This is a genomic window from Thalassotalea sp. SU-HH00458 (genome assembly GCF_040362795.1).
GTDB classification, from domain to species: Bacteria; Pseudomonadota; Gammaproteobacteria; order Enterobacterales; family Alteromonadaceae; genus Thalassotalea_H; species Thalassotalea_H castellviae.
Genome location: NZ_BAABWW010000008.1, coordinates 130,679 through 148,330, shown reverse-complemented (window position 1 = coordinate 148,330; position 17,652 = coordinate 130,679). Strand labels below are relative to the sequence as shown.

14 protein-coding genes are annotated in these 17,652 nt (G+C 38.2%); all 14 read left to right on the top strand.

What is annotated here, in order from left to right; all coding sequences use genetic code 11:
- Positions 1 to 13: 13 nt before the first annotated feature.
- The 14 genes from bamA to ABXH06_RS13465 all read left to right on the top strand — a co-directional run bounded on the left by bamA (position 14) and on the right by ABXH06_RS13465 (position 17,302).
- On the top strand, positions 14 to 2,482 hold the full coding sequence (gene bamA / locus ABXH06_RS13530) for an outer membrane protein assembly factor BamA (RefSeq protein WP_311582623.1): 2,469 nt from the start codon (positions 14 to 16) through the stop codon (positions 2,480 to 2,482).
- Between the two features lie 64 nt (positions 2,483 to 2,546).
- The gene (locus tag ABXH06_RS13525) at positions 2,547 to 3,065 is read left to right on the top strand and encodes an OmpH/Skp family outer membrane protein (RefSeq protein ID WP_353518561.1); all 519 of its coding nucleotides are present in this window, start codon (positions 2,547 to 2,549) and stop codon (positions 3,063 to 3,065) included.
- A 167-nt stretch (positions 3,066 to 3,232) separates the two neighbouring features.
- The gene (lpxD, locus tag ABXH06_RS13520; protein ID WP_353518560.1) at positions 3,233 to 4,270 is read left to right on the top strand and encodes a UDP-3-O-(3-hydroxymyristoyl)glucosamine N-acyltransferase; all 1,038 of its coding nucleotides are present in this window, start codon (positions 3,233 to 3,235) and stop codon (positions 4,268 to 4,270) included.
- 54 nt (positions 4,271 to 4,324) lie between these two features.
- Positions 4,325 to 4,777: a 3-hydroxyacyl-ACP dehydratase FabZ gene (gene fabZ, locus ABXH06_RS13515; protein WP_311582632.1), complete on the top strand. Its 453-nt coding sequence runs from the start codon at positions 4,325 to 4,327 to the stop codon at positions 4,775 to 4,777.
- Between the two features lie 23 nt (positions 4,778 to 4,800).
- The gene (gene lpxA, locus ABXH06_RS13510) at positions 4,801 to 5,571 is read left to right on the top strand and encodes an acyl-ACP--UDP-N-acetylglucosamine O-acyltransferase (protein WP_353518559.1); all 771 of its coding nucleotides are present in this window, start codon (positions 4,801 to 4,803) and stop codon (positions 5,569 to 5,571) included.
- An 8-nt stretch (positions 5,572 to 5,579) separates the two neighbouring features.
- Positions 5,580 to 6,785 (top strand): lipid-A-disaccharide synthase, encoded by a 1,206-nt coding sequence (lpxB, locus tag ABXH06_RS13505; RefSeq protein ID WP_353518558.1) that lies wholly within the window; start codon positions 5,580 to 5,582, stop codon positions 6,783 to 6,785.
- A 7-nt stretch (positions 6,786 to 6,792) separates the two neighbouring features.
- Positions 6,793 to 7,425, top strand: a complete 633-nt coding sequence (gene rnhB / locus ABXH06_RS13500; RefSeq protein WP_353518557.1) for a ribonuclease HII — start codon at positions 6,793 to 6,795, stop codon at positions 7,423 to 7,425.
- 27 nt (positions 7,426 to 7,452) lie between these two features.
- A complete protein-coding gene (gene dnaE, locus ABXH06_RS13495; protein WP_311582644.1) occupies positions 7,453 to 11,013 on the top strand; it encodes a DNA polymerase III subunit alpha in 3,561 nt (1,186 codons plus the stop codon).
- Between the two features lie 75 nt (positions 11,014 to 11,088).
- Complete coding sequence (accA, locus tag ABXH06_RS13490; RefSeq protein ID WP_353518556.1) at positions 11,089 to 12,045, top strand: acetyl-CoA carboxylase carboxyl transferase subunit alpha; 957 nt, start codon at positions 11,089 to 11,091, stop codon at positions 12,043 to 12,045.
- Positions 12,046 to 12,117: 72 nt separating this feature from the next.
- Positions 12,118 to 13,494 carry a tRNA lysidine(34) synthetase TilS gene (gene tilS / locus ABXH06_RS13485; protein WP_311582649.1) on the top strand — a complete coding sequence of 459 codons (1,377 nt, stop codon included), beginning with the start codon at positions 12,118 to 12,120 and terminating at the stop codon, positions 13,492 to 13,494.
- A 63-nt stretch (positions 13,495 to 13,557) separates the two neighbouring features.
- A complete protein-coding gene (locus ABXH06_RS13480; protein WP_353518555.1) occupies positions 13,558 to 14,742 on the top strand; it encodes a dicarboxylate/amino acid:cation symporter in 1,185 nt (394 codons plus the stop codon).
- A 177-nt stretch (positions 14,743 to 14,919) separates the two neighbouring features.
- The gene (locus ABXH06_RS13475) at positions 14,920 to 15,489 is read left to right on the top strand and encodes a PhnA domain-containing protein (RefSeq protein ID WP_353518554.1); all 570 of its coding nucleotides are present in this window, start codon (positions 14,920 to 14,922) and stop codon (positions 15,487 to 15,489) included.
- 381 nt (positions 15,490 to 15,870) lie between these two features.
- Complete coding sequence (locus ABXH06_RS13470) at positions 15,871 to 16,788, top strand: DMT family transporter (protein ID WP_353518553.1); 918 nt, start codon at positions 15,871 to 15,873, stop codon at positions 16,786 to 16,788.
- Between the two features lie 58 nt (positions 16,789 to 16,846).
- Positions 16,847 to 17,302 carry a GNAT family N-acetyltransferase gene (locus ABXH06_RS13465; RefSeq protein WP_311582659.1) on the top strand — a complete coding sequence of 152 codons (456 nt, stop codon included), beginning with the start codon at positions 16,847 to 16,849 and terminating at the stop codon, positions 17,300 to 17,302.
- Positions 17,303 to 17,652: the final 350 nt, after the last annotated feature.

The window sequence follows — 17,652 nt, the reverse complement described above, 5'->3', positions numbered from 1 at the left end:
AAGTTTATATTTTATGATGATTAAAAAAATTGCCCTAGCGGTTCTGTTAGGTACTTTAGGTACAACAGCTCAAGCTGCAGAAGAATTTCAAGTAGAAGATATTCAAGTTAAAGGTCTACAGCGTGTTGCATTAGGTGCAGCGTTAACTCATATACCTTTTAATGTCGGTGATACACTCAATGATTTCCGCATTTCACAATCAATTAAAGCCTTATATAAATCAGGTCACTTTAACGATATTGCTGTTTTTAGAGATGGTCAACGCGTTATTTTTAAAGTGAGAGAACGTGAAACTATCAGTGAAATCACCTTTGAAGGTAACAGTGATCTTAAAGATGAGCAGTTAATTGAAAGTCTTGATGGCTCGGATATTCGCGTTGGTGAAACGTTAGATAAAACTGTTATTACGGGTCTAGAAGTTGGTTTAGAAGATTTTTATCACAGTGTGGGTAAATACAATGCTGATGTTAAAGCTGAAATAACTCATTTGCCTCGTAACCGTGTGAATTTGAAGTTTGTTTTTACTGAAGGTGATGCTGCTTCTATCCAACAAATAAATATTGTTGGTAACGAAATATTTTCTGATGAAACATTGTTAGATAAGGCAGAGCTAACCTTTGACTCTCCTTGGTGGGATTTTATGGCGCAAGATCGCTATCAAAAGCAAACCCTGCAAGGCGATATGGAAACCATAGAAAGTTACTACTTAGATCGCGGTTACCTACAGTATAAAGTTGATTCAACACAAGTCTCCATGACTCCTGATAAAAAAGCGGTGTATATTACGCTCAACGTAACTGAAGGTGAACAATATACCGTGAGTGAAGTTGATTTTGTTGGTGATATGGCAGGCTTTGAAGGCACCATTCGAGCGATCAATCCGTTGCGTGCTGATAAATTATATAACGGCGCTGAAGTAACTTATACCGAAGAAACGATCAGTAAATTTTTAGGTCGTTTTGGCTATGCGTATCCTAAAGTAACGACCATTCCTGAAATCAATGAAGAAGATAAAACCGTCAAACTAAGTATCTCAGTCGATCCTGGTAAGCGAATTTATGTTAATCGTATTAATTTCAAAGGTAATCATGTTACCGCAGATCGCGTACTTCGTCGTGAGATGCGTCAAATGGAAGGTGCGTGGTTATCCAATAGTTTAGTTGAAGGCTCTAAAGCCTGGTTACAACGTTTACCTTATATGGAAGAAGTTGAATTTGAAACTATTCAACTACCAGAAGAAGATGATCTTGTTGATATAGAATATACCGTTAAAGAACAACCATCCGGCTCTTTTACTGCGGGTATTGGTTATGGTTCAACCACTAAATTAAGTTTGAACGCGGGTATCCAACAAAATAACTTTTTAGGAACTGGTAATCGTTTAGCGGTCAATATTAATACCGTTAGTTATTCACGCAGTATTAATATGTCCTACACTGACCCATACTTTACGGTTGATGCGATTTCGTTAGGTGGTTCTATTTTCTACAATGAGTTTGATGCGGGTAGTGCAAACTTAGTTGAATATAATAATAAAACATATGGCGTTGGTTTAAATTTTGGTTTTCCAATCAACGAATATGTACGTTTGAATTTTGGTGTTGGCTACAAGAGTAATGGTATTACTCGTTTACAAACTTATGAACAAATTCAAAGCTTTTATGAATTATATTCAGATCCAAATGATCCTGACGCAGGTTTAAAATTTGATAACTTTGATATAACCGCTGCTATCTCACGTAGTACTTTAAACCGTGGTACTTTCCCAACCGCAGGTTCGCAGCAAAGTTTATCTTATAAAATGACGACACCAAATTCAGATACCAATTACTTTAAGATCAATTTAGATACTAAATGGTATTTCCCTATTGCCAGAGGTTGGAGCTTTAAAACAAGCTTACAATTAGGTTATGGTAATGGGTATGATAGTATCAATGGTAATGACCAAGTATTACCATTTTGGGAAAACTTTAGAGCAGGTGGTGGTTCGGATACCTTACGTGGTTTTGAAACCAATATTGTCGGTCCTCGTGCTATCTTCCGTTACCCAACATCTATCCCCGGCACACCTGATGCCCTTGGCGGTGGCGGTTGTTGTTTAGGACCAGATCACGATGTTGTGAATGGTTCTCAACGTTCCGTCGGTGGTAATGCTATTGCATTGGCAGGTATAGAATTGATTGTACCAACACCATTCTTAGACGAAGGTTTTACGAATAGTGTGCGGACAAGTTTCTTCGTTGATGCTGGTAATGTTTGGGATACAGAATTTGATATGAATGATTATCGAGATCTAGCACCAAAAGAATTTGCTAAAATTGATGACTATTCTGATGTCGGAAGATATCGTGCTTCAGCAGGTTTGTCTGTTCAGTGGTTGTCGCCAATGGGGCCAATGATCTTTAGTTTTGCTAAGACGCTAAAAGAAGAAGAGGGTGATGACACCAAATTCTTCAACTTTAATATCGGTCAAACCTTTTAAACGGCTAATCGATCCCAATATAATTAAAAATGTGTAAAGAATATCTTTAAGTTAGGAGAAGAAATTGAAAAAACTATTTAAATCAATTGCGCTAGCAACAGTTGCATCAGGGGCGTTATTATCAAGTGCAGCAATGGCTGCTGAGCAAAAAATTGCCGTGGTTAATTTCCAAGAAGTTATGGGTAAAATTCCACAAACTGCTGCTGTTATGCAAAGCTTAGAAGCTGAATTTAAAGACGCTAAAGCAGAACTTACTCAACTTGAAAAAGATATTAAGTATTACCAAGAAAAGAAACAACGTGACTCTTCTTTAATGAGTAAAAAAGAAATTGAAGAACTAGATACGAAAATTGCGACTTTTTACCAAGACTACCAACTTAAAGGTAAAGACTTACAGCAAAAAGCTGGTGCTCGCCAAAATGAAGAAACAAATAAAATTGTTGCTTTAGTTCGTCAAGCGATTGATGGTATTGCGGCAAAAGGTAATTATGACTTAGTGCTAGAACAAAAAGCGGTAGTATTTGCTAAACCAGAAACTAGTATTACTGATCAAGTCGTTGAGCAAGTGAGCAAAATTAAATAATAAACTCACCTACTTAATGTCAGGTTATTTATTTTAATTAAAAAGCTAAACTTTTAAAGATACGTTACTTTGTCAAAGTAACGTATCTTTTTATTTCTTTTTCAATAATTAATAGCTTAAACTAGTTATTGAACACTTAAATCCCTTTAATGAAGAAAACGCGATAGATGAGTTATACACTTAAAGAACTTGCCGATAAAATAGGCGCGAGTGTTCACGGAGATGACACTTGTTTAATTAATAGTATTGCCACTTTATTAAATGCAAAAGCTGGTCAAATTGCTTTTTTGTCGAATGTGAAATATCGTCAGCAATTAAGTGAAACCAAAGCAAGTGCCGTTATTATCACTGAAGATTGCCTCGCTGATTGTCATACCAATGCATTAGTGATGGCTAATCCTTATATGGGATATGCACTACTTGCTCAACTATTAGATACAACGCCAAGAACTGCAAATACCGTTCATCCGTCTGCAGTAGTCGATGCAAGTGCAATTATTGGGGCGAATGTTTCCATCGGTGCAAATGCCGTTATTGAGTCCGGTGTTGAATTAGCTGAGGGGGTATCGATTGGTGCCGGTTGCTTTATTGGCAAGCAGGCTAAAATAGGTAAACAAACCTCCCTTTGGGCCAATGTATCTATTTATCATCGGGTTGAGATTGGCGAGAACTGTTTAATTCAGGCGAATACGGTTATCGGCTCTGATGGCTTTGGTTATGCAAATCATCAGGGAAATTGGCTTAAAATACCTCAATTAGGCTCAGTGATTGTTGGTAATAATGTTGAAATAGGTGCAAGCACTACCATTGATCGCGGGGCGTTAGACGATACGATTATTCATGATGGTGTGATCTTAGATAATCAAATACAAATTGCGCATAACGTGGTTATTGGCGAAAATACTGCCATGGCGGCATGTAGTGTGATTGCTGGCAGTACAGTGATAGGTAAAAATTGTACAATTGCAGGAATGGTTGGCATCAATGGGCATATTACTGTTGCTGATGGTTGTGTCTTTACAGGCTTTGCAATGGTGACTAAAAACATCACAGAAAGTGGGGTATACTCATCTGGTTTACCTGTTCAATCGAATAAAGAATGGCAGAAAACCAATGCAAGAATACGTAAACTTGAGTCGACCAATAAAAAAATAAAAGCATTAGAAAAAGAAATATCTTTATTAAAAGGCGAAAGTTCGTCGTAAATTTATTACGCATTTAACTTTCGCTGCTACTCAGTCAATAAGAAGGACAGTGATTTGGAATCGCAAAAAAACGTTATTGATGTTCAAGAAATTCAAACATTAATCCCACATCGTTACCCGATGTTACTTGTCGATCGTGTGTTAGATTACGAAGCAGGTAAATGGTTACACGCTATTAAAAATGTCACCTTTAATGAGCCTGTTTTTACAGGGCATTTTCCTGAGTTAGCTATTTTTCCAGGCGTACTCATTCTTGAAGCGTTAGCACAAGCAACCGGCGTACTAGGTTTTAAAACTACACAAGGGCGTGAAGATGATGAAATGTATTTATTCGCATCAATTGATAATGCCAAGTTTAAAAAGCCAGTAGTCCCAGGGGATACCATGCATTTACATGTGGAATTTGTCAAAGAACGTCGAGGCATGTGGAAATTTTACGGCGAAGCAAAAGTTGATGGCAAAGTTGTCTGCTCTGCCGATTTAATGTGTGCACGTCGTAAGTTGTAATCGCTTAATAGGAGCAAATTCATTTGATTCATGAACAAGCAATCATTGAAGAAGGTGCGGTCATTGGCAACAATGTCACTATCGGACCTTGGACATATATCAGTAAAAATGTCGTGATAGGGGATGATTGTCACATTAGTGCTAATGTGGTGATTAACGGCCCGACTCGAATGGGTAAAGGTAACCGTATCTTTCAATTCGCTTCTATTGGTGAAGATTGTCAAGACTTGAAATATGCTGGAGAACCAACGGAATTAATTATTGGTGATAATAATGTTTTTCGTGAATCATGTACGATTCACCGTGGCACGATCCAAGATCAAGGCATCACGCAGATAGGCAATAATAATTTATTTATGGCATACACACATGTTGCTCATGATTGTATGGTGGGTAATAACTGTATTTTAGCGAATAATGCGTCAATTGCCGGGCATGTTCATGTTGGTGATCATGCTATATTAGGCGGTATGTCTGGTGTACATCAATTTTGTCATATTGGTGCGCATAGTTTTGTCGCTGCTACTTCATTAGTACTAAAAGATATTCCTCCTTATGTGATGGCTTCAGGTAATGCAGCGAAACCTTATGGCTTAAATGCAGAAGGTTTAAAACGAAGAGGCTTTACGGCTGAAACCATTCGCAGTATCAAACAAGCTTATCGTAAAGTTTATCGTCAAGGTTTGACGGTTGAAGTGGCAATGAAAGAGATAAAAGAAGGCAGTGAAAATAGTCGAGAACTACAACTATTTACTGATTTTATTGAATCTTCACAACGCGGAATTATCCGTTAAACGTCTGAATGATGAATTCAGATACTGACATTAAAACACCAGCTGCTCAATCTCCTGTGTTTGCCATCGTTGTAGGCGAACACTCGGGTGATACCTTAGGCGCAGGTCTTATGACCGCGCTTTTAAAACGATTCCCGAATGCCAAGTTTATTGGCATTGGTGGCCCCAAAATGTTGGCGCTTGGTTTTGAAAGTTTGTTTGATATGGAAGAGCTTTCCGTGATGGGGATCTTCGAAGTATTAGGACGGTTGAAACGTCTATTTCATGTCAAAGATAATCTTGTAGAATATTTTTCTGCTAATCACCCCGATGTCTTTATTGGCATTGATGCACCCGATTTTAATTTACGTTTAGAACAACAATTAAAAGAGCAAGGGATCAAAACGGTTCATTATGTCAGCCCCAGCGTTTGGGCTTGGCGACAAAAACGTATTTTTAAGATAGCTAAAGCCACGAATATGGTGTTGTCTTTATTACCGTTTGAAAAAACCTTTTATGATCAACACAATGTGCCTTGTACTTTTGTTGGGCACCCTTTAGCCGATGATATTCCATTAACGTCCGATAAAGCTTTAGCAAGAAGTGAACTGTCACTTCCCGAGAAAAGTAAAATACTCGCATTGATGCCGGGAAGTCGTGGCGGTGAATTATCACGTTTAGTGGCACCTTTTTTACAAACAGCACAGCAGTTATTAACTCAAGACGATTCGTTGATTTTTGTGGCCCCTATGATCAGTGAAAAAAGAGCTGCGCAGTTTAACCAACTTAAAAATGACATTGCGCCTGATTTGCCGGTACAAGTGATTATCAATAACACTCAACAAGTGATGGCCGCAAGTGATTGCCTTTTAACCGCATCAGGTACGGTTACCCTTGAAGCCGCCTTGATAAAACGTCCGATGATTATTTGTTATAAATTTAACTTTGTTACTTTTATCATTGCGAAATTAATGGTTAAGCTACAGTGGTTTTCATTACCAAATTTATTAGCGAATAAAACCTTAGTGCCTGAATTATTACAACAAGATGTATGTGTTGAAAACATATTACCGTTAGTGAAGGAAAGGTTATACAAAGATCAATCTGAGCTCAATCAAGCATATATGACTATTCATCAAAGCTTACAGCAAAATGCTAGTGAAAAATCTGCCGAAGCGGTCATAAATTTATTGCCAGATAATTTTTCTCACGTTATTTCAACCGTTAACGAGTAAAACGTACATGACTAAAGTGAAAGCTGAAATGGCGCCTTTTGAATATCCCATTGCTTATTGTATTGCTGGTGTCGACGAAGTTGGCAGAGGACCGTTAGTTGGAGATGTGGTTACCGCTGCCGTGATTTTAGATCCCGATAATCCTATTGAGGGTTTAATGGATTCTAAAAAGTTATCGGAGAAAAAACGCCAAACGTTATCCGAAGAAATTAAAGAAAAAGCGCTGGCGTGGTCGATTGGCCGTGCGACACCTGAAGAAATTGATACCTTAAATATTTTACATGCCACCATGTTAGCGATGCAACGTGCCGTACAAGGGTTAACGATTGAACCTGATTATGTGCTAGTGGATGGCAACCGTTCACCGAGTTTTCATCATGAAAGTGGCCAAATTACGAGTCAGTCTGTCGTCAAAGGGGATGCGAGAGTGGCAGAGATAAGTGCTGCATCAATTATCGCCAAAGTCGCTCGAGATGACGAAATGATAGCGTTAGATAAATGTTATCCCCAGTATGGTTTTGCACAACACAAAGGTTATCCAACAAAAGCACATTTAGAGAAGATAATTGAATACGGTGTGTTAGACTGTTATCGAAAAAGTTTTAAACCCGTAGCTGCTGTTATCGCTAATCATATCTAATAAAAATATAGCGTTGTAGAATCAAAAATGTCCGAATTAGAACATCAGTCTGTAGAGTCCGAAGAAACCACCAACGAACAAGCGCCTAAGTTTGTTCATCTTCGTGTGCATAGTGATTTTTCGATGTGTGATGGCCTAAATAAAGTCAAACCCATTGTTGCTAAAGCGGCAGAGCATAAAATGCCTGCCATAGCGTTAACAGACCAAACGAATATGTGTGGTCTGGTTAAGTTTTATCACGCGGCGCATGGCGCAGGTTTAAAACCAATCATCGGTAGTGACTTTTGGGTAAAAAGTGACGAACTTGGCGATGAATTATCTCGTTTAGTGATCCTCGCTAAAAATAACAAAGGCTATAAAAATTTAACAGAAATAATGTCGAAAGCGTATTTACGAGGTCACATTCAAGGTAAAGCGGTAATCGACAAAAACTGGTTAATTGAATATGCCGAAGGATTAATTTTATTATCTGGCGGTAGAGAAGGGGATATTGGTCTCGCACTCGTTAAAGGTAATCATGATCTCGTTAATGGGATGGTCGCGTTTTATCAACAATATTTTCCAGATCATTTTTATTTAGAATTAATTAGAACGGGTCGTGAAAATGAAGAAAACTACCTGCACTTAGCGGTTGAACTCGCTCGGAATACACATTTGCCAGTGGTGGCCACCAATGAAGTGGTGTTTCTCTCTGCTGATTTATTCGATGCTCATGAGATCCGAGTCGCCATCCACGATGGCTTTACTTTAGATGATAAACGTCGACCTAAAAAATATAGTCCAGAACAATACCTTCGCACAGAAGAGGAAATGATTGAGCAATTTCAAGACATTCCAGAAGCCATTGAAAATACGATAGAAATTGCCAAGCGTTGTAATGTTACTGTCACACTTGGTGAATATGTATTACCAGACTTTCCAACCGAAGGGTTATCGATAGAAGATTACCTCGTGAAAGTTTCTGAAGACGGTTTACAAGAGCGTCTTGAATTTTTATTTGATAAAGACGCCCCCGACTTTGCCGAGAAAAGAAAACCATATGATGAACGCTTAAAAACCGAACTCGATGTTATTAATAATATGGGGTTTCCGGGGTATTTCTTGATCGTTATGGAGTTTATCCAGTGGAGTAAAGATAACAATATCCCTGTAGGTCCAGGTCGTGGTTCGGGGGCGGGTTCGTTGGTGGCATATGCACAAAAAATCACCGACTTAGATCCACTTGAATATGATTTACTATTCGAGCGTTTCTTGAACCCTGAACGGGTATCTATGCCTGATTTCGATGTGGATTTTTGTATGGACCGGCGAGATGAAGTCATCGATCATACCGCAGAGCTTTATGGCCGAGATGCGGTATCGCAAATCATCACTTTTGGAACGATGGCGGCAAAAGCGGTTATTCGTGATGTAGGCCGTGTATTAGGCCATCCATACGGTTTTGTTGATCGTATTTCAAAATTGGTGCCGCCTGATCCGGGCATGACTTTGGCTAAAGCTTTTGAAGCCGAGCCAAAACTGCCTGAAGCATATGCTCAAGATAACGAAGTAAAAGATTTAATTGATATGTGCCGTATACTGGAAGGCACAACAAGAAATGCAGGTAAACATGCAGGTGGTGTGGTGATTTCACCCACTACCATAACTGATTTCGCACCATTATATTGTGATGATGAAGGTAAAAATCCGGTTACCCAATTTGATAAAAATGACGTTGAAGATGCTGGCTTAGTAAAATTCGATTTCTTAGGTTTAAGAACCTTAACTATTTTGCAATGGGCCATAGAAATGGCTGATAGCAAACTGTTAAAAGCGGGTAAAGAACCCATTGATATTGCTTCAATTCCACTCGATGATAAAAAGTCGTTTTCATTGTTATTGAAATCGGAAACTACAGCGGTCTTCCAGCTTGAATCAAGTGGCATGAAGTCACTTATCGATAAACTAAAGCCTGACTGTTTTGAAGATATTATCGCCTTAGTAGCACTGTTTAGACCCGGCCCTTTACAATCAGGGATGGTAGATAACTTTATTGAACGTAAACACGGTCGAGAAGAGGTTAGCTATCCTGACGCTACTTGGCAGCACGAAGATCTGAAACCAATATTAGAACCGACTTACGGTATTATTTTATATCAAGAGCAAGTCATGCAAATTGCTCAAGTACTTGCCGGTTATACACTCGGCGGTGCTGATATGCTACGTCGTGCTATGGGTAAGAAAAAGCCTGAAGAAATGGCCAAACAACGTGCAGGTTTTGAACAAGGTGCGATCAATCGTGGTGTTGATGGCGAACTTGCGATGAAAATTTTCGATTTAGTAGAAAAGTTCGCGGGTTATGGTTTTAACAAGTCTCACTCCGCCGCATATGCGTTAGTGTCATATCAAACATTATGGATGAAAGCGCATTATCCAGCACCATTTATGGCTGCCGTGATGTCTGCTGATATGGATAACACGGATAAAATCGTCACCTTAGTTGATGAATGTAAAAACATGGGCATTGATTTACTGCCGCCTGATGTCAATAGCGGTCAGTACAAATTTACCGTTAATGATGACAATCAAATCGTTTATGGTATTGGTGCCGTTAAAGGTGTTGGAGAGGGGCCTATTGAAGCCATAATTGCTGCTAGAGAAGAAGGCGGTGACTTTGTCGATTTATTTGATTTTTGTGCGCGACTTGATTTAAAGAAAACCAATAAACGTGTCTTAGAAAGGTTGATAAAATCAGGTGCGATGGATGCGCTTGGTCCTAAAGTCAATCCTAATGGTAAAGAAGGTCCGCATCGTGCGGCGTTATTCGAAACATTACCTGACGCTATTAAAGCAGCAGAACAGCACGCTAAAGCACAATCGTTAGGGCAAGACGATTTGTTTGGTTTGATCAATGAAGAGCCAGAAGATACTCGTCAAGCCTTTAAAGATGTGCCTATGTGGCAAGAAGAAGTGTGGCTTGATGGCGAAAAAGAAACCTTAGGTTTATATCTCACAGGGCATCCGATCAATCGTTATTTATCTGAGATTAAAAAATATGCTTCAGCCAGATTGGTTGGTATGCAACCCACGGGCAAAGATAGAACCGCTACTGCCGTAGGATTAGTACTTGGCGTTCGAGTATTAGTAAACAAACGAGGTCGTCGCTGGGCATTGGTAACCCTAGATGATAAAAGTGCCAGAATGGATGTAAGGTTATTTCCTGATGACTATGATACCTTTGCCGATTTACTGGTTACCGACGCAATTTTAGTCTGTAGTGGACAGGTCAGCTTTGATGATTACTCCGGAGGCCTTACAATGACCGGCCGAGATATCATGACAATTGCTGATGCCCGTGAAAATTATGTAACCTCGTTGGATTTACAGGTGGATCGAAATGCTATTTCACAGACCTTTATTGAAGAATTAACGCAAGTGCTGACACCGTATAAAGATGGCACTTGTCCGATACGTGTTTTTTATCAAAGAGATGAAGCACAAGCTATGCTAGAATTGGGCGTACAATGGCGAGTTACTCCAGCAGATGCATTATTGCATCAATTAAATATTTTGTTGGGTGAAGATAACATTGCCTTAAAATTTAAATAGATAGTGCTAAGTGTTAAACACTAAGCATTGTTAGCGTAAAATATAAGTACAACAGAACATAGGTAAGTAAAACATATGTCATTAAATTTTTTAGACTTTGAGCAACCAATCGCGGAACTTGAAGCCAAAATTGAAGAATTGCAATTAGTGAACAATGGTCAGGAGTTAAACCTTGATCTTGAAGAACAAATTACGCAATTACGTGAAAAAAATAAAATTCAAACACAAAAAATCTTTGCGGGTTTAGACCCTTGGCAAACTGCACGTGTCGCTCGCCATCCTCAGCGTCCTTATACGCTGGATTATTTACCACGAATTTTTACTGATTTTGACGAACTATGTGGTGATCGAGCTTATGCAAATGATAATGCTATTATTGGTGGTACAGCGCGATTAGATGGCAAACCTGTGATGGTTATAGGTCATCAAAAAGGACGCTCTACCGCTGAAAAAGTAAAACGTAATTTTGGTATGCCTCGCCCTGAAGGCTATCGTAAAGCGCTTCGTTTAATGGAAATGGCAGAACGTTTTAATATGCCTATTATTACTTTTATTGATACCCCAGGCGCATATCCAGGTATTGGTGCCGAAGAGCGTGGACAAAGTGAGGCTATCGCGACTAACTTAAAAGTGATGGCGCGTTTGAATGTTCCTATTATTTGTACGGTTATTGGTGAAGGTGGCTCTGGTGGTGCGCTAGCCATTGGCGTGGGTGATCGCGTTAACATGTTACAATATTCCACGTATTCGGTTATTTCTCCAGAAGGTTGCGCATCCATTTTATGGAAAACCGCAGAAAAAGCCTCGACAGCTGCTGAAGCGATGGGAATTACGGCAACACGTATTAAAGAACTAGATCTGATAAATAGCATTGTTGAGGAGCCATTAGGTGGCGCTCATCGTGATATGGATGAAATGGCAGCCTTTTTAAAGCAAGCGATCAAAAAAGATCTTTCAGAGCTTGAAGGTTTATCAAAAGACGAATTGATTGAAAAACGTTATGAACGTTTAATGTCTTTTGGTTATTGTTAATATTTTTACCATTAACCGTTTAAATGTAGGTCAAGTAGACATTCGATTATTCAAATCTTGTCGAATAGCTCTTTGACCTACACTATTATGATTTTACCAACACTTACAAACTTTCTTAATCATTATCCTCATGCTCCTATAGTTATCGCCTATAGTGGTGGTGTCGACTCGCAAGTATTACTGCACGCTATTGCTCAATTAAAAAAAAATAATATGGTTAACCAAGCGGTGATGGCGATTCATGTTAACCATGGCTTAAGCCAATCGGCAGGTCAATGGCAACAATTTGCAAAACAACAATGTCAATTATTAAACATTGATTTCAAAACCATTAACGTCAATGTGATTGATAAACCTCGGACAAGTTTAGAAGCTCAAGCACGAGATGCACGATATCAAGCATTAGCCGATTTGAGCCCAAGCAATGCGGTGATTTTGACTGGACACCATCAGGATGATCAAGTGGAAACATTTTTTTTATCTTTAAAACGTGGCTCTGGGTTAAAAGGATTATCAGCGATGGCCATGGTTTCATCATTTGCCAACGCAAAGCAAAAATTACTTAGGCCTCTATTACAAATTTCACGAGAAAATATTGTCTGTTACGCTCAAGAAAATCAGTTAACGTGGCTAGAAGATGAATCAAATGATGATATTCGATTCGATCGCAATTTTTTACGTAAAGAGATTTTACCGCAGTTAAAAGCTCGTTGGCTTAACTTTAACGATACTGTGATGCGAAGTACTCAACATTGCCAAGAAGCGCAAAGTATTTTAGATGAAGTTGCCGCCCAAGATTTAGCTCAGTGTATCCAAGCACAACGCGTATTATCTATTGCGCCATTATTGTTGTTATCGCAAGCAAGGTTTAATCTTGTCATTCGATATTTTATTGAACAACATCAAGGCTTAATGCCGAGTCAGCAACAATTACAACAACTTTATCAACAATTAACTGAAGCAGGAAAAGATAAAAACCCAGCCGTGAAGTTGGGCGAGATTTGGTTAAGACGTTTCCAAGATAAACTTTATTTAACTGAAGATTATCAATCTGTTATAAATTGGCGGTATGATTACGATCTCGCCCAAACGCATGGCGAATATTCAATAGAATTGCCAGACGGTTTGGGGGATGTCACTGTGACTTATGATGAATTAAATGTCCATGAAAAGTCATTCACACTCTCTTTGCCTGATTCGCTTCAGTCTATGTCAATTGTCTTTGCACATGATAATCCAAAGTGCTTACCTGAGTATCGACAACAAAGTCGACCATTGAAAAAAGTGTTACAAGAGTTATCAATCCCACCATGGCAACGCAAGCGTCTTCCTTTGTTATTTATAAATGATGAATTAGCTGCCGTTATTGGTTATTTCGTTTGCCAGCCATTTAGTGAAAATAAACATCAACAGAAAATTATGGTTCACTGGCAGAAAGAGTCAGGTTAGAATAAAACTATCAGAGTGTTCCTGCTCTATAACCGTACAATTATTATAATAATCGGAGATTTTATGAATTTAGTTTTAAAGTTAATTGCTGGTATTGTTGCTGGCATGTTAATTGGTTTATACGCGCCAGATGTGCTCGTTCAATTGACTTTTACGATTCAAAACCTAATTGGTCAATTAATTAAATTTACCATTCCTTTGATCATCTTATTCTATATCGCAAGCGGTATTGCCTCATTACCACAAGGCTCCGGATCCTTGTTAGGAAAAACTGTCGGTCTTGCTTATGGTTCTACTATTATTGCGGGCTTACTCGCCTTTATTGTGGCGAGTAATGTATTACCTGGCTTAACTGCTGGTCATCTTGTAGAAGCTGTAGAAGGTGAAAAACTTAAAGGTTTTATTGATATTTCAATTACTCCTTTATTTGATGTTATGACAGCACTTGCCATCGCCTTTATTTTTGGTATCGGTATTAGTGCAACCAATGCAAACTCGTTGCGTACGACTTTAAATGAAGCAAAAGATATTATCGAAATGCTATTAAGCAAAGTTATTATCCCTGCATTACCGTTTTACATTGCCGGTGTTTTTGCTGAAATGACGGTAGATGGTACTGTGTTCAGTACACTTAAAACGTTTGGTGTTGTACTAGTCTTAGCGCTCATTATGCATTGGGTTTGGATCACTGTTTTATATGTGGTTACTGGCACAGCGACAGGAAAGTCTCCTGCTAAATTGTTAAAAAATATGATGCCGGCGTACTTTACTGCTCTAGGAACTATGTCGAGTGCCGCAACTATTCCTGTTTCTTTAAAAGCGAATAAATCAAATAATGTGAGTGATGGTGTCGCTAATTTCACTGTACCTTTATGTGCCTCTATTCATTTAAGTGGTTCAACTATCACTATTATCACCTGTGCCACCGCTGTGATGTTAATGACTCCTGAATTATCTGTGCCTAGTATTGCTACTATGATGGGCTTTATTTTAATGCTTGGCGTAACTATGATAGCAGCGCCCGGCGCACCAGGTGGCGCAGTAATGGCAGCATTAGGGCTATTGGCGAGTATGTTAGGTTTCACTGATGCGGCATTAGCGTTAATGATTGCACTTTATTTAGCACAAGATAGCTTTGGTACTGCGTGTAATGTCACCGGCGATGGTGCGATTGCATTATGGGTTGATAAATTTGCAGGTGAAGAAGGACTTGATGTCAAAGAACAAGCGAATGAAATAAACAACTAAATTCATTGCTCTATTTATTATATTTAAAGGTCGCTAATTGCGGCCTTTTTATTACTTTCAATTTAAAGATAATTGCATTTTGCATTTTGCATATTTAATTACCATATACGCAATAAAGTGATCGCAGAAAATCCTGATAAGAGGCATAATAGCGGCAAATTTTATAGGAGCCTTAATATGCCTACTGAGCAAGCATTAAAAAATCGTAGTAATAATAGTTGTGAGTTTTGTACATCAACAAATAACTTAGCTGTGTATCCTGTACCCCCAACGAGTGATTTAAGCGCTCAACAAAGTGTATATCTTTGTGAAACCTGTATTAGTCAGCTTGATGGCAAAAGCGAAGTAGATATTAACCATTGGCGTTGTTTAAACGATAGTATGTGGAATCAAGAGCCTGCGGTACAAGTTATGTCATATCGTATGTTACATAAACTTTCCACTGAAAGTTGGGCACAAGATGCTTTAGCTATGATTTATATGGAAGATGACGTTAAAACTTGGGCAGAGCAGGGTATTGCAGCCGCAGAGCGTGAAGGACCAACACGCGATAGTAATGGCGCTGAGCTTAATGACGGTGATGATGTAACTCTGATTAAAGATTTGAAAGTTAAAGGGGCGAATTTTACTGCAAAACAAGGCACCTTAGTGCGTGGTATTACCTTAACTAACAATCCTGAGCATATTGAAGGTAAAGTGAATGGTACCCGTATCGTACTAGTCGCTTCTTATTTGAAAAAAGCTTAAATTACATAAAATGTGAAAACGGACTTTATAAATGATTGACATAAAAGTTGGTGGCAGTCATTATCAATTTACCGCATATTGGCATAACTTAATTGCTCAATATCACTATAAAACAATTAAATAGAATTTATTTTAATGAAATACCTTTTAATCCTCCTTTTAGTCAATTGTCACCAGAAGAGTATGACGAATATCGTCGTGCGCTGGTGGGAATCTACTGTGGATTAAAATGTAAAACAAACCTTTAACATTTTAAAAACCGCAGTTTGTCCACTGCGGTTTTTTGTTTTTTAGCCGAATACTTCAGTGTCAATTGCACTTTTACCAAGGATTTAACCTTGGAATTACGTTAACTCAGGAATGAGAACAAGGAGAAATGCAATGAATGTTTCTACAGCCTATATTGCTGTGGTCCTTATTTGGTCTACAACGCCGCTAGGTATTGTATGGAGTAGTGAATCTGTACATCCTACTTTAGCGGTACTTTTGCGTATGTTAATCGCGTTAATATTAGGACTGTTATTAATCAAAGTTAATCGTATCTCGCTTCCATGGCATCGTGATGCAGTTAAGCTTTATTTATTTTCGGCATTAGGTATTTTTGGTGGCATGTTACTTTCGTATTATGCTGCCCAGTATATTTCTTCAGGCTTGATCTCACTTATTTTTGGTTTAGCGCCAATTTTATCAGGGGTGATTGCACAAAAACTGATCCATGAGCCCAAATTTACGTTAACAAAAAAAATAGCGCTAGTGGTCGCGTTAATAGGGTTATTCATTGTTTGCTTAGATAATTTGTTGCTATCGCAAAACGGCTATATAGGGATAATATTGGTACTATTTGCTGTATTATTTTTTAGCTTAAGCGGCGTATTAGTTAAAAGTATAACCATTACAATTCATCCATTATCAACGACTATAGGGGCGTTATTATTATGTACTCCTTTATTTTTACTCGTTTGGTTAATTTTTGATGGTTCATTAAATTATCAACAATGGCAACTACGCTCAATTCTGGCCATTGTTTATTTAGGGGTATTTGGCTCTTTGATCGGTTTTATTGCGTATTTTTACGTGTTACAAAAGTTAACGGCGAGCACGGTTGCGCTAATTACCATGATCACCCCAGTGTTGGCGTTGTCGTTAGGTGCGTTATTAAACAACGAACATGTGTCTTTCAATTTAATGATCGGTGCTGTTTTTGTCGTGACAGGTTTAACGTGTTTTCAATGGAGCACTAAGGTCAGTGCATCGATGAAAAAACGGCTTAGAAATTCGCACACGAAAACTCGTTTTTAGTTTAAAGCTCGTTATAATCAGGATTAAATTTTCTTTCACTTTTTGAAAAATAGTTGTTATGAAATCAACCATTAGTTTTAAAAAAGCGAGTCAACTTGATAAACCGTTTTTGCTTGTTCTAAGAAAAACATCAATGACAGCACACTTGGAAAAAGCTGGTCTGGTTATGAATGATCAACAGCACTTTCAACGTATTGATGAATTTTTTACTGATTCACATATCATCTGTAAAGATAACGAGCAAATAGGATTAGTAAAATTTGCCTTGTTAGAAGATAGGTTACATATTCGGCAATTTCAGATTCTACCCGCGTTTCATAATTGCGGTATTGGTACGCGGGTTTTATCGTTATTAAAGAAAAAAGCGCAAGAGAGAAATTTGGCGATTACTTTAAATGTGCTATTGGCGAATCCTGCGTTAAAACTGTATAAGAGACAAGGGTTTATAATAGAAAACGAGACGCAGTTAGAGTATCAAATGCGCTGGCAGCCTAGCGCAGACAAAAGCTACTGAGCCCTTTTTAAAAAGCACAAAATCGAATATAGGTGAACAAATATAAAAATATTTTAGTGATCCGATGGACGATTTTTCAATATAAAACTTAAGATAGTTAATTGATTGGATTGATTAAAATATTTATAAAAGTATTTGCTGTTACACTACTCAGTGGTCTTAGATAATTTAATCGCCTCACTGATTTATGAAAGTCTGATATCTTTATCTTTTGTTTATCTTCCAATGGTTAACGGTAACAAAATATCAATTCTTTTATATTCATATTAATTTATGTTGGCGTTTATTAACTTTAATTTATCAAGAACGTCCTAGTGTGTTGCTCATTTAGATTTTGTTAAGGGCTAAAT